At 68.5% G+C, this 13,515-nt stretch carries 11 protein-coding genes; 5 read left to right on the top strand and 6 right to left on the bottom strand.

What is annotated here, in order from left to right; genetic code table 11:
• Positions 1 to 47 precede the first annotated feature (47 nt).
• Positions 48 to 851, bottom strand: coding sequence for a MazG family protein (locus IPL40_15800; GenBank protein ID MBK8482602.1), 804 nt, complete (start codon positions 849 to 851; stop codon positions 48 to 50).
• A gap of 299 nt (positions 852 to 1,150) precedes the next feature.
• Between IPL40_15800 and IPL40_15805 the strand changes: the two genes are divergently transcribed.
• The 3 genes from IPL40_15805 to ybeY all read left to right on the top strand — a co-directional run bounded on the left by IPL40_15805 (position 1,151) and on the right by ybeY (position 5,538).
• Positions 1,151 to 2,026 (top strand): PhoH family protein, encoded by an 876-nt coding sequence (locus IPL40_15805; protein ID MBK8482603.1) that lies wholly within the window; start codon positions 1,151 to 1,153, stop codon positions 2,024 to 2,026.
• An 88-nt stretch (positions 2,027 to 2,114) separates the two neighbouring features.
• On the top strand, positions 2,115 to 4,847 hold the full coding sequence (locus tag IPL40_15810; GenBank protein MBK8482604.1) for an HDIG domain-containing protein: 2,733 nt from the start codon (positions 2,115 to 2,117) through the stop codon (positions 4,845 to 4,847).
• Positions 4,801 to 5,538: an rRNA maturation RNase YbeY gene (gene ybeY / locus IPL40_15815; protein ID MBK8482605.1), complete on the top strand. Its 738-nt coding sequence runs from the start codon at positions 4,801 to 4,803 to the stop codon at positions 5,536 to 5,538. The genes IPL40_15810 and ybeY overlap by 47 nt, the downstream gene beginning before the upstream one ends.
• Positions 5,539 to 5,645: 107 nt before the next feature.
• Here ybeY and IPL40_15820 read toward each other — a convergent pair whose 3' ends face one another.
• Positions 5,646 to 6,308, bottom strand: a complete 663-nt coding sequence (locus IPL40_15820; protein ID MBK8482606.1) for a hypothetical protein — start codon at positions 6,306 to 6,308, stop codon at positions 5,646 to 5,648.
• A gap of 384 nt (positions 6,309 to 6,692) precedes the next feature.
• Here IPL40_15820 and lepA point away from each other — a divergent pair, with 384 nt between their 5' ends.
• Entirely contained in the window at positions 6,693 to 8,507 is a 1,815-nt protein-coding gene (gene lepA, locus IPL40_15825) for an elongation factor 4 (protein ID MBK8482607.1), read from the top strand.
• On the top strand, positions 8,485 to 9,612 hold the full coding sequence (gene lepB, locus IPL40_15830; GenBank protein ID MBK8482608.1) for a signal peptidase I: 1,128 nt from the start codon (positions 8,485 to 8,487) through the stop codon (positions 9,610 to 9,612). Before lepA ends, lepB begins: the two co-directional genes overlap by 23 nt.
• A gap of 30 nt (positions 9,613 to 9,642) precedes the next feature.
• On the opposite strand, the gene IPL40_15835 is transcribed toward lepB, so the two are convergent.
• The 4 genes from IPL40_15835 to IPL40_15850 all read right to left on the bottom strand — a co-directional run bounded on the left by IPL40_15835 (position 9,643) and on the right by IPL40_15850 (position 13,440).
• Complete coding sequence (locus tag IPL40_15835; protein ID MBK8482609.1) at positions 9,643 to 10,500, bottom strand: hypothetical protein; 858 nt, start codon at positions 10,498 to 10,500, stop codon at positions 9,643 to 9,645.
• A 34-nt stretch (positions 10,501 to 10,534) separates the two neighbouring features.
• Positions 10,535 to 11,086, bottom strand: a complete 552-nt coding sequence (locus tag IPL40_15840) for a prepilin-type N-terminal cleavage/methylation domain-containing protein (protein MBK8482610.1) — start codon at positions 11,084 to 11,086, stop codon at positions 10,535 to 10,537.
• Between the two features lie 88 nt (positions 11,087 to 11,174).
• Positions 11,175 to 11,762, bottom strand: coding sequence for a prepilin-type N-terminal cleavage/methylation domain-containing protein (locus IPL40_15845; protein ID MBK8482611.1), 588 nt, complete (start codon positions 11,760 to 11,762; stop codon positions 11,175 to 11,177).
• A gap of 271 nt (positions 11,763 to 12,033) precedes the next feature.
• Positions 12,034 to 13,440: a sigma-54-dependent Fis family transcriptional regulator gene (locus IPL40_15850; GenBank protein MBK8482612.1), complete on the bottom strand. Its 1,407-nt coding sequence runs from the start codon at positions 13,438 to 13,440 to the stop codon at positions 12,034 to 12,036.
• Positions 13,441 to 13,515 lie beyond the last annotated feature (75 nt).

The following is a 13,515-nucleotide window of genomic DNA, read 5'->3' on the forward strand; positions in this document are numbered from 1 at the left end:
GCACGCATCGCGGCCGGCGCGGGCGGGTCGCGATAAATGCAGACGCCCTAACTTGGCCAGAGCCGGTCGAGGAGGGCCGAGGCTTCGTCGGGCGCCGCGGCCTTTGCTGCCTCCGTCTGGTCGGCGCTGGCCGGGGTGCTCGGCGCGTTGCTCGGCGCGTTGCTCGGAGGGCGCGACTCGCACTCGATCGCGCGCACGCGCTGCGCAAAGCGGTTGTTGGCGTCGCGCAACGCCTGCTCGGGCTCGACGCCGTGCAGTCGTGACCAGTCCGCGATCGCCAGCAACAGCTCGCCCGCGGCCACCTGGGCGCTGACGCTGGGCGCAAGGCCACGCTTGGCGGGCGCGTCGGTGGTTGGCATCGCGGCGTCCGCCTGCGCGAGCGTGCGCTCGATCCGTGCCCGTGCCGCAGCCGCATCGCGCAGGGATAGGCCCAGTCGGGCGGCTTTTCGGGTCAGCTCATGGCTGCGCTGCAGGGCCGGGAGCGCGCCAGGGACGCCGTCGAGCACGCTGCTGCGCTGCTCCTTGCCTGGCTCCGTCGCCTTGATGCGCTCCCAGTTGACCAGCACCTCGTCGGCGTCGCGCACCGTCGCCTCGCCGAAGACGTGCGGATGCCGGCGAATCAGCTTGTCGCCGATGCTGCGGACGACGTCGTCCAGCGCGATGCCCGCGAGCGCCGCCTGAAAGACGATCTGCAGCAACAGGTCGCCCAGCTCCTCGCAGTGCTGATCGCGTCTGCCGGCGTCGATCGCCTCGAGCACCTCGTAGGCCTCTTCGAGCAGGTAGGGTCGTAGGGTCTGCAGCGTCTGCTGCTGGTCCCAGGGGCAGCCACCGGGGCCGAGCAGCCGTTGCATCAGCGCCGCCAACCAAGGCAGCGTTGCGCCATTCGCCGGCGGCGAGCCAGGTGCGGCCTCGCCGTCGCGCAGCGCGCCCGCTTGGCCAGCTCGGGGCCTCAGGTCGCGGGCGGGTCCATCGTCAGCGGCATCCATCGGTCTTGCCCGTCTATTCCCTTCTGATACATGGTGTCAATCAGGACGCTGAATTGGGGTGAGGAACCGTGCTGACGCCGGAAAATGTCCGCGAGAAGGTGAGCTTCGACGACAACGGACCGCTCGGGCAGCTGCTCGGCGTCGGCGGTCGTCACCTCAAGATCATGGCGCGGGAGATGGGCATCGAGCTGCACGCCCGGGGCAACGAAATCACCTTGGTGGGCGCGCGTGCCCAGGTCCAGCTCGCGACGACGCTGCTCGCCCAGCTCTATGCGCTGGCGCGGCGCGGGATCAGCTTCGATGGTGGCGATCTCCTGCGCGCGGTGCAGGCGGTCCAAGGCGGCAATCCGATCGACCTGGCGGCGATCTTCGCCGATACCCTGGTCGTCACGCCAAACGCGCGCGTGGGACCGAAAGGGCCGACGCAGAAGCGCTACGTCGACGCGATACGCGGGCATGACATTGTCTTCGGCATCGGACCCGCAGGCACGGGCAAGACCTACCTGGCGATGGCGATGGCGGTCGGTGCGTTGCTCAAGCAACAGGTCAAGCGCATCATCCTGGCGCGTCCCGCGGTCGAGGCCGGCGAGCGTCTCGGGTTTCTGCCCGGTGACCTGATGGAGAAGGTCAATCCCTATCTGCGCCCACTCTACGACGCGCTGCACGATATGCTCGACGCTGAGCGCGTCCAGGAGATGATCGGTCGGGGCCAGGTCGAGGTCGCCCCGCTGGCGTTCATGCGGGGTCGTACGCTCAACAGCTCGTTCGTCATCCTCGACGAGGCGCAGAACGCGACCAGCGACCAGATGCTGATGTTCCTCACCCGCCTCGGCTTCGACTCGAAGGCGGTGGTGACTGGTGACGTGACGCAGATCGACCTGCCGATCGGCGCGCAGAGCGGCTTGGTCGAGGTGGAGGAGCTGCTGCGCGGAATCGAGGGCATCGGCTTCGTGCAGTTCACCGATCGCGACGTGGTGCGGCACCCGCTGGTGCAGCGGATCATCAAGGCCTACGAGGCGCGACCCCAACGACGCGGCTGACCGCGCAGCGCCCCACCGCCCGGTGAAGCCCCGCTGCGCAGGGGGGCTTTACAGTTGGCAGTTGGCGCGCCCATGCTGGAGCCAACCGATGCCTCACTCCTCCCAGCCTCCTGCCGCGGACGGCCGCTCGTTCTCACGGGCGCTGCGGACGCTGCCGCTCCGCTTGATGGTGCGGATCGACCGCGCCCTCGAGCGCCCCGCGCTGCGCGGGCTCGTGCTCTTTGCGCTCGCGGCGGCCCTCGCCCTGGTCATCGGTGGCGCGGTAGGGCGCTCGCGGACGGTCTGGCGCAATCTCCGAGTCGGCGCCCGCGCCCAGATGAACATCAAGGCCACGCGCTCGTTCAGCTACCAGGTTGGCGAGGAAGAGCTCGAGCAGCGGCGCCAACAGGCCGCGGCGAAGGTCCTCCCGGTGTTCGACTACCACACGGATGCCTCGGCGGTCGTGTTGGCGCGAATCAATCAGGCCTTCGACAGCATGACGGGGGCCGCGGCGGGTCACGACGATGTCGCGGCCGAGCCACGGCGGGGCGGCGCGGGCGACGGGCCGCAAGATGCTCCGCGCTTCTCGCGGGGGCGGATGACCTCGCAAGAGCGCGAGCGCTTCGCGCGCGTCGTGCAGGCTGACGTGGCGCCGCGGGTCTTTGATCGGCTGGTCGAGGCGCGCTTTGCCGCTGAGGTGCGGGCGCTGGTGATCATGCTCTTGGGGTCCGCGCTCGATAACCTGGTGATCAGCCACCAGGCGGCGCTCGAGCCCTACCTCGGCGGATCGCTGACCCTGCGCCCGTTGGTCAGCGGTCGGCCGAGCAATCGCCCCGAGCAGCGCTTGAATCAACTCGATCGCATCCGCGATCTCGAGCAGATACGCGAGCAGGTGCGCCACCTGGCCAAGATCCACGGCACGTCCTTCGCCCCGCCGCTGCGGCGGGCCGTCGTCGAGCTGGTCGAGAGCACGCTGGTGCCGAACGTCAGCCTGAACGTCGGCGAGACCCGCCATCGCGAGGAGGACGCGCGGCGCCGGGTCGCGCGCCAGCCGATTCCGATCGTCGAGGGGCAGGTGCTCGTCCCAGACGGCGACGCGATCACCGCGCAGCACCTGCGCGTGCTGCGCGCGATGGCGGGCGATGAGGGTAGCGGCGCGACGGCGGTGGTCGTTGGCAGCGGATTGCTGCTGCTGGTGCTGCTGGTCACGCTGGTCAGCCTGGCGGAGCGGCAGTTCCAGCGGTTCATCCGGCACCCTCGCGACCTGCTGGCGATGGGCTTGCTCCTCGTGCTCTTCTTGGTCCTCGCGCGCCTCGGGCTACTGCTCCACGGACCGATCGCCCCGGGCTTCGCGCCGATCGAGGCCTTCCTGGTGCCGCTGGCCGCGGGCGCCGTGTTGGTGCGCCTGCTGATCACGGCCGAGGCTGCGGCGATTTTCGCGGTGACCGCGGCGCTGCTCGCGGGGCAGATCTTCGAGCGCAATCTTGCGCTCACGATCTTCTATCTGGTCACCGGCATCAGCGCAGCGTCGAGCGTAAGGATCATCCACTCCCGCCTGACCGTTTTCAAGGCGGGCCTGCTGGCGGGTCTCTTCGGCGCCTTCACCGTGCTCTGCCAGCGGCTGCTGGGCCTCGGGGGCGTCGCTGCCGAGCAGGTGGATTCGGCGATGCTAGCGGCCGCCGGAGGTGGCGTGCTCTCGGCGTTGCTGGTGCTCGCGCTGCTGCCGGTGCTCGAGTGGGCGTTCGCGTATACCACCGAGATTACGCTGCTCGAGCTGGCCAATCCCAATCATCCGCTCCTGCGTGAGCTGATGCTCAGGGCGCCCGGGACCTACCATCACAGCATGGTGGTCGGCAGTCTCGCCGAGGCGGCCTGCGACGCGATCGGAGCCAACGGGCTGTTGGCTCGCGTGGCCGCCAACTACCACGATGTCGGCAAGCTCAAGAACGCGCCCTATTTTGCCGAGAACATGCGCGCGGCCGACAACCCGCACCATCGGCTGAAGCCGTCGATGAGTGGGCTGATCGTCCGTAACCATGTGCGTGACGGGATCGAGATGATGTCGCAACATGGCCTTCCGCAGCTCGTGATCGACACGGCCTCGCAGCATCACGGTCGCGCGATGATTTCGTTCTTTTATCATAAGGCGATCGAGCAGCAGGATGCCGACGACGAGGTCGTCGAGGAGGATTATCGTTATCCGGGGCCGCGCCCGCAGTCGCGGGAGGCGGGCGTGCTGATGCTGGCCGACGGCGTCGAGGCCGCGGCGCGAAGTCTGAGCGAGCCGACGGCGGATCGGGTCCAGGCCTTGGTCCAGCGGATGATCAACAAGCAGTTCACGGATGGGCAGCTCGACCACTGCGACGTGACCCTGCGCGACCTCCATTCGATCGCCCGAAGCTTCATGCAGGTGCTCGGTGGGATTTACCACGTGCGTCCGACCTATCCATGGCAGCGCAACGAAGAGGCAAAGCGTGCCGAGGAGCTGCGAGGCGGCAAGGAAGCGCGTCGTCGCGATGCCCCGCCGCCGCCGCCGGCAGCCGCGCAGCGATCGGCCACCGGCTCGCTGCGCTCCAGTGAGCGCGCTGGCCAAGGAGCGGGCGAGGACGCGGAGCGGGCTGCGGTGGTCGTCATGACGCCCGGCGGCGCCGGCGGCGAAGGGGCTAGCGCTGTGCTGGTCGAGGGCGGTGGGGCAGAAGATGGCGCGACAGGCAGACAGGGCAAGAGCGGCGATGGTGCTCCTCAGGGTGAAGGGACGGGCGCGGCAGCGGCTGGACCGGGTGGCGCGGGCGCGATTGAGGCGCCGGATCGTCCGGATATCAAGCGCCTCGGTCTCAACTGAGCGCAGTGCCGAGTGGACCGTCTGGCTGACCGACGACGACGAGATCCGAGCGCTGAATCAGCGCTTCCGCGGCCAAGACCGGACGACTGACGTGCTCTCGTTTCCACTCGGCCCGTGGCCCGCGGAGCTCGCGGAGCTGGCGGGCGGGCCAACTGAGCTGCTGCTCGGTGACGTCTTCATCTCGGTCGAGCAGGCCGAACGCCAGGCTCCAGAGCGCGAGCTGGAGCCGGAGCTGCTGCGTCTCGTCGTGCATGGCCTCTGCCACCTGCGCGGCCATGACCATCAGCGGGCCGGTGACGCGCGCCGCATGCGGCTGGCGGAGGAGGAGCTGCTGGCGGCGATTGGAGTCGAGCTCGGGCTCGTGACGCGTGCGGCTCGGGTCGCGCGCGCTGCGCTGCTAGCGGTTGCCGCGCTCGCAGCAGCAGGCAGCGCTTGTGCGAGCGGCCAGCGTAAGCTGGACACGCTCGATGCGCCCGCGCGCGCCCGCTTCTCCGCGTGCCAGGCGGACGTCTTGCGGCAGCTCTGCCCCGCAGGTCAAGCGCCCGCCGACGGCGACTGCAGCGAGCACGCCGCGTCGATCTACGCGGGCGAGGAGCCGACGGAGCGCCGGCGCTGGCTGATCGACCTTGGGTGCTCTCGCGAGGCACTCGACGGCGCCGAGCGCGCGCTCCGCCGGAGCCGGACTGACTAGCATCAGGAAAAGTGCGGTCGGGCCACGGCTGGAGGGTGAGTCGCGCGGGGGCTGGAGGGTGATTCGCGCGGGCTGCCGTGGAGGCTGCCCGCTACTGCGGCGCGGAACTACTCGCTGACCTCGGGCTCCGCCGACTCCCCGGGTGTGCTCGCCGGGCCGCCGGGCTGCGACGGTGCGCGATCCCAGGCGTCGACGCGGCCGTCTCCGTCGCGGTCGTAGCCGATGCGATCGAGCTGCCCGCCCTCGTGGTACTCCCAATAGTCGATACGCCCGTCGCCATTGGTGTCGCGCTCGACGCGGGCCAGGACGTTGTCCTCGTAGTGCCGCCAGACGTCGGTCTTTCCGTCGTGGTTGCTGTCGAGCTCCTGGCGTACCAGCTTGCCTCCGCGACGATGGGTTACGAGGTCGACGCTGCCGTCGAAGTCGAGGTCAATCTGTTCCGTCGCCAGATTTCCCTCGTCGTCGTAGAGGCTCCACGAGTCCTTGCGCCCGTCGAAGTTCAGGTCGCGCTCCTTGCACGCCAGCGTGTCGATCTTCGCCCCGCCGGCGATCCGCGTGACGTAGAGCTTCCAGACGTCGGGCTGGCGGTCCTCGTTGAGGTCGAGCTGGACCAAGCGCTTGCCGCGCACGTCGCAGCGCGACGCTCCGTCGACCCCGGCAATTGGGTTGGCCACAGCGCGCCGCAGGGGCCCATCGGCGGCGGAGGCTCCGCAGCCAGCGGCGAGGAGAGCGCCGACGAAGAGCGCCGGCATGCCCCTGTAGCCCGGCATACCCCGGCAATAGGGTCGACGCGTCGTGGTCCCGCGCGCCGGAGCGTCCGCGTTGTGGTGTCTTCGGCAGCGGGTGGCAGCGGCCGGAGGCAAGGACCTCTCCGCTGTCGCTGATGAGCTTGCAATCGTCGCCTCAGGCATGAAAGGACGCTCCTCTAGGGCGGGTGTAGCCGCAGCACGTTAGCCCGGTCGCGGCTGACACGCAAGCGGAGCGGCCAGCTTTCATTGCCAATACGCGCGACTAGCGCAGCGGACCGGTAGGGGCCGAGGGTCGCCGGCCGGCCCCGCGCGCGCGCGCTAACGCTCGCCTGGCGCCGCCGCGGTGCGCACCGCGCGTTGACAGTGCCGGAGGGGCCCACTATGTTCCGCGGCCGCAAGCCCATGATGCCCCTCGACCTCATTCGCAACTTCTCGATCATCGCGCACATCGATCACGGCAAGAGCACGCTGGCCGATCGCTTGCTCGAGGCCTGCGGTGCGCTGCAGGAGCGCGAGCGGCGCGAGCAGTTCCTCGATCAGATGGAGCTCGAGCGCGAGCGCGGCATCACGATCAAGGCGCAGACGGTGCGACTGCACTACAACGCGCGTGACGGCCAGCGCTATTTGCTCAACTTGATCGACACGCCCGGCCACGTCGATTTTCAGTATGAGGTCTCGCGGAGCCTGGCCGCCTGCGAGGGCGCGTTGCTCGTCGTCGATGCGACGCAGGGGGTCGAGGCTCAGACCGTCGCCAACGTCTACCTCGCGGTCGATCAGGGGCTCGAGGTCTTCCCCGTGCTCAACAAGATGGACCTGGCCAGCGCTGATGCCGAGCGGGTCAAAGCGCAGATCGAGGAGATGCTCGGGCTTCCGGCCGACGACGCGGTGGCCGTCAGCGCCAAGGAGGGGCGAGGGATCGCCGAGGTCCTGGAGGCGATCGTCAAGCTCGTCCCGCCGCCCGTGGCGGATCGCGCGGCACCCCTGCAGGCGCTCGTCTTCGATAGCTGGTACGACAGCTTCCGTGGTGTGGTGATGCTCGTGCGCGTCAAGGCCGGCACCCTGCGCCAGGGTGAGCGCGTCGCGCTTTGGTCGACGAAGAGCGCCTATCAGGTGCAGGAGATCGGCGTCTTCACGCCGCACTACACCAAGGTCGAGGTGCTCCCCGCTGGCGAGGTCGGCGTGATCGTCGCCGGGATCAAGGAGATCGGCGAGGCCCGCGTGGGCGACACGCTGACGCACGAGGCGCGGCCTTGTTCAGCCGCGCTGCCGGGCTTCAAGGAGATCAAGCCCGTCGTCTTCGCCGGGTTGTTCCCCAGCGACTCCCACGCCTACGGAGATCTGCGCGAGGCGCTGGGCAAGCTGGCGCTCAACGACGCTTCCTTTACCTACGAGACCGAGACCTCGGAGGCGCTGGGTTTCGGCTTTCGCTGCGGCTTCCTCGGCCTGCTGCACATGGAGATCGTGCAGGAGCGGCTGGAGCGGGAGTTCGATCTCGACCTGGTGGTGACGGCACCGTCGGTGCGCTATCGCTGCCAGCTCGTCGACGGCGAGGTGGTCGAAATCGACAACCCGTCGCGGATCCCCGACCCGGGTCGTCTGACCGCCGTGGAAGAGCCGATTATCACGGCGACGGTGCATAGCCCCCAGGAATACGTCGGTCCGATCCTGCGCCTCTGCGAGGACAAGCGCGGGGTACAGAAGTCACTGAGCTATCCGTCGAAGGAGCGCGTGGTGGTGGTCTACGAGCTGCCGCTCGGCGAGGTCGTGACCGACTTCTATGATCGACTGAAGAGCGCCACGCGCGGCTACGCTTCGCTCGATTACGAGCTGGCCGGCTTCCGCGGCAGCGACCTGGTGCGGCTCGACATCCTCGTCAACGGCGACCGGCTCGACGCGCTGTCGATGGTCTGCCACCGCGACGTCGCGTACTATCGAGGTCGGGAGCTCTGTCGCAAGCTGAAGGATCTGATCCCGCGTCAGATGTTCGAGGTCGCGATCCAGGCCGCGCTGGGCAGCCGGGTGGTCGCGCGTACCACCGTCAAGGCGCTGCGCAAGAACGTCACCGCGAAGTGCTATGGCGGCGACATCACGCGCAAGCGAAAGCTGCTCGAGCGCCAGAAGGAAGGGAAGCGGCGCATGAAACAGGTCGGCAGCGTCGAGATCCCCCAGGCGGCCTTCCTCGCCGTGCTCAAGCTCGATGACGGTGAGGGGCGGCGGTAGCGCGATGCGGGCGCCGCTGAGACGCTGTTGGGGTGGCTACGCGCGCTGGCGGCGGCGGCGCTTGTTGCGGCGCGATGCGGGCTTGCTGCTCAGGGAGACGCGGCGCTTGCTGCGCCGCTATGGCCATCGGCTCAAGGAGACGGCGGGCGACCGGGTGCTCAAGGCGGCCGACGCGCTCCGGCAGGCGCGTGACGGCGACGACCTCGAGTGCTTCGCCGAGCGGCTCGGTGAGCTCGACGAGCTGCTCGACAAGCATCTGGCCTTCGGCCGCAAGTCAACCTTGCGCGAATACGCCGAGAGCATCGGCGTCGCCGTGCTGATCGCCCTCCTGTTGCGGGCCTTCGTCGTCGAAGCGTTCAAGATTCCGAGCGGGTCGATGATTCCGACGCTGCGTGTCGGTGACCATATCTTCGTCAGCAAGTTCATCTACGGCGTGCGCGTGCCCTGGACGCACCTCAAGTTCTTCACCGCCTCGCCCGCGCGCGGCGAAATCATCGTCTTCATCTTTCCCGGCGATGAGAGCAAGGACTTCATCAAGCGAGTGGTCGCCGTCGCCGGCGACACGGTGGAGCTGCGCCTCGACGGACCCTTCGTCAACGGACTCCGTGTCGACGGGCATGTCATCGAGCGAAGGCCGGTCGACCGCGCGTGCGCCTATCTCGACGTCGAAGAGGGCCAAGCGAGCGGCGAGACGCGGGAATGCCGCGCCTTCATCGAGCAGAACGACGGGCAGCGCCATTATGTGCTCAAGCATGTTGTCGACCAGGGGTCGGCCGAGCTGCCCCTCGAGGAGTATTGGGCCGATCCGCGCTGTCGCTTTCGCGAGCGGCTGCTGCGGCCCTTCCGGGTGCCCGAGGGGCACGTCTTCGTGATGGGGGACAATCGCGACAACAGCCAGGACGGGCGCTGCTGGGGCTTCCTGCCGCTGGAGAACATCAAGGGCAAGGCGCTCTTCATCTGGTGGTCGCGGTCGACCGCCGAGGGAATTCGCTGGCGGCGGCTCTTTCGTCCAGTGCACGGCCTGCGCCGCGACGAGCCGCTGACCATCGCCGCGCCGCCGGAAGAAGCCCGCGCCCCGCAGCCGCCCGCCGGACTGCTAAGGTAGGCCGCCAGGGTAGGCCGCCAGGGTAGGCCGCTAGGGTAGATCGGGCTCCGCCGTCGGGTCGAAGGGGGGCAGGTCGCCGGGGTGCAGCACCGCGAAGAGATCCGGGCTGAGAAACGCCAGCGGGCTCGCGCGCTGCGCCGCCAGCGCGCGATCGGCCTCATGCGCGAAGTCGACCGCCTGGCGCCCGAGCAGCTGTCGCAATTTGCTGGCAATCTGTTGCTTGGTCGCCGTGTCCTGGGTCACGACGTAGAGTTCGCGCAGGTGGTGAATCGCCAGCTCGCGCTCGCCTTGCTCGCTGTAGACCGAGGCGGCCAGGTTCGGCAGCCACGCGAGCTCGGTGCCGATCAGTGCCGCGCGTCGCACCCAGTCCGCACCCAGTCGGCGCCAGCGCGCGCGTTGCTGGGGTGTGGCGGGTCGCAGCTCGGAGATGTAGGCGCCGATGTGTAAGGGAAAGCGATACTCGTTCGGGTAGAGCCGGTGCGCCCGCTCGAGCAGGTGAATCGCGTGGAAGACGTCTTCGTTGGTTTGATGGCTGCCGCGACTCATCATCATCGCGGAACCGAAGCGGTAGATCGCCTTGAAGTGCGGGTCGAGCGTCAGAATGCTGTCGAGATAGCGTTCCAGGTAGGCTAGCTCACCGTCGCTGAAGGCGTGATCGGCGAAGTACGCGATCGTGCGCACCCACAGCAGGTCAGCGACGACCTCGTCGTAGCCGAAGGCCAGGGCGCGCAGGACGGGCGCAGGTGGCAGCAGATAGGCCTCGCCCGGGACGCTACGCGTGGCGCGTTGATGGCGCTCGAGCGCCAGCTCGACGACGCCGAGCAGCGGGAGCAGGGTGATGAGCGCGGCGCCGCTGAGGGCGCCGCGCAACCAGCGTGGATGACGCATCAGGCGGGAGAGTACACCGGGACGGGGCGGAGGATCACTCGATCTCGTTGCTGATGATCGGGCCCTTGACCGTTACGCCGCCCTCGGTGTCGACGTGACCGCGGATCTCGAAGCTCGACTGGGTCGTGTCGCAGTCCAAGTCGCCGATCGCCTTTGCGGTGTAGACCGAGGCCGAGCTGGTGGCGGACGTGTCCCAGTACCACTGATAGTAGTGCGGGTCGGTCAGGCCGAAGTGCAGCTCATGCCAGGGCGAGCTGGCCCAGTCGGCGGTGGCGGGCGTGCACTTCGGGGCGGTGGCCTGGGCGCAGCAGGCCGTGGCCGGCGAGGTGGTCGCGGCGCCGGAGGTCGGGAAGGACTTGGGCGCGATGTTACCGTCACTGTCGTAGTGGTCGGCCTGGAAGTACTGCGTCGCGCCGACCTTCAGCTTGTCGAGACCCTCGGTGGCCTCGACCGTCTTCGACTTGCGCAGGTACTTGACGAAGGCCGGGATGGCGACCGCCGCCAAGATGCCGATGATCGCGACGACGATCATCAGCTCGATGAGGGTGAACCCCTCTGTCTTCCGTTGTCTGAGTCTGTTCAGCATCGCTTCCTCCTGTGGCTGCTATGGACCGTCTGGTCCGGATGTAATCGACCCGACATGGGTCGTCTATCACCGCTAATCACAACGCTAATCACTCACCCTCGTTCCAGCGCACGATCGAGCCGCGCGCGCTGCTCGAGGCCACGATCGTGCAGTTGCTGATGCCGAGCGGACCGCCGGCACAGCCGCCAGTCGCGTAGCTGGCATCGCCATTGAGGTCCCCGTGGCCGATCACGTAGTACCAGGCGTGGGGGTCGAGGGGGCCGCCCGCGGTCGGTTGCGCCGGAATGCCAAGCAGCGGCGCTATCGCGTCGAGCGCGTGACCGCCCGCCGGGTTGCTGGCCACGACGGAGTAGGCGAAGTAGCTGGTGTCGGACTCGGGGCGCGCCCCGAGGGTTACCCACTCCGCGGGAATCGCGGTCCAGGGCTTGGCGGTGGGTTCCGCGCCAGCGCCGCCGAGCGGGGGATAAAAGCCCGCCGAGGTGCCGACGTAGGTGCCCCACTGCTGGAAGTAGGATTCCTCGCGAGCCTGGATGCGCGACACGAACTCCTGCGCAGCGACGAGTCGCCCCGACCGGAGGTGGCGCTGGTAGCCGACGAGTGAGAGCGTGGCCAGCACGCCGATGATCACGACGACCATCATCACTTCGATCAGGGTGAAGCCGCCGGTCGTGGCCACAGCGCGGGCAGAGCGGCGGCGCAGGCCAGCCGCAGGCGGGCCGCCGTAAGACGACTGCGCTCTGGTTATGTTGGTCTGCTGACGCATAGTGTCTCGGGCGAAATCAACAGCAAGAAAGGCGCCAGGTCGGATGGTGGCCTGCTCACGCCGCCAAGCCTCCGAGATCACGCGGACCGCCCCTTCCTGCCGGGTGCCGCGAGTCTAATGCAGACCGTGCGCGTGACAAAAAATGTCACCGCCCTGCCGCGAATCGTCAGCGCGATGGTCGATGTCAGGGCTTCGGCGTATCGGCTTCACCGGCGAGCGAGTACTTGGCCAAGCGGTAGCGCAGCGAGCGCAGGCTGAGGCGCAGCAGCTGAGCAGCCTCGGTGCGGGTACCGGCCGTGCGGTCGAGGGCCTGCTGCAGCAGGGCGCGTTCGATGGTCCCGATGTGGGCGTCGAGGTCGAGGCCGTCCGCCGGCAGTGTCGCGTCGCCCACATCGGGACCATCGCCGGCAAAGGCGGCGGGACGGAGCTCGGGTAGCACGGCGACGCCGATCTCGTCGCCCGCGGTGAGCGTGACCGCGCGCTCGATCAGGTTCTCCAGCTCGCGGACGTTGCCCGGGAAGTCGTAGTCGCAGAGGCGGGCGAGCGCGGCGGCATCCAGACCGCGAATTGGCCGTCCTGCCTCCGCGGCGTGTTTGCGCACGAAATGCTCGGCCAGCAGCGGGATGTCCGTTCGCCGCTGGCGCAGCGGCGGCAACTCGACCGCGATCACGTTGAGCCGGTAGTAGAGGTCCGAGCGAAAGGATCCGTCGCGGATCGCGCGCTCGAGGTTGCGGTTGCTGGCGGCGAGGATGCGCACGTCGACCGCGCGCTCGCTATTGCTGCCGACGGGCTTGATCGTCCGCTCCTGCAGCGCGCGCAGCAGCTTGACCTGGAGAGCGGTCGTCAGCTCAGCGATCTCGTCGAGAAAGAGCGTGCCGCCGTCGGCAGCGGTGAAGAGCCCCTCCTTGTTGCCGAAGGCGCCGGTGAACGCCCCACGTACGTGGCCGAAGAGCTCGCTCTCGAGCAGCGCCTCGGGAATCGCGCCGCAGTTGACGGCGACGAAGCTGCGCTCGTGACGCTCGCTCAGCGCATGTATGGCCCGCGCCAGGAGCTCCTTCCCGGTGCCGGATTCGCCGCTGATCAGGACGCTCGCACGGCTCGGTGCGACCCGGCGGACGAGCTCGAAGACCCGCTGCATCGGTGCCGATCGGCCGATCAGCTGATCGAGGTGAAAGCGGTCGCTGAGCTGTTGGCGCAGCACCTGATTGTCGCGCACGAGCCGCCGCTTCTCCAGCGCGCGCTCGAGGGTGACGAGCACCTCATCGACCTTGAAGGGCTTGGTCAGGTAGTCGTAGGCGCCGGCCTTCATCGCCTCGATCGCCGTTTCGGCGCTGGCGAAGGCGGTGATCATCACGACCTCCGTCGCCGGATGCTCGTGCTTGGCACGACGCAGGACCTCGAGTCCTCCGACCTGGGGCATGCTGAGATCGGTGATGACGAGAGCGAATTCGCGTTGGGCGAGGAGCTCGCAGGCCTCGGCACCGCCATCGACGGCTGTCACCTCGTACGATTGCCGTCGTAGCAGGATCTGCAGGAACTCGCGCATCGAGCGCTCGTCCTCGACCACGAGGATGCTGGCTGCGGTGCTCATGACAGTGGCGCTAGTATCGGTGGGCGATGCGTTACCCGTCAATGCGGCGCCGCGCGCGGTCGTTGACCGGCGGGC

It is taken from the genome of Pseudomonadota bacterium (genome assembly GCA_016711215.1).
In the GTDB taxonomy this organism is placed as follows: domain Bacteria; phylum Myxococcota_A; class Polyangia.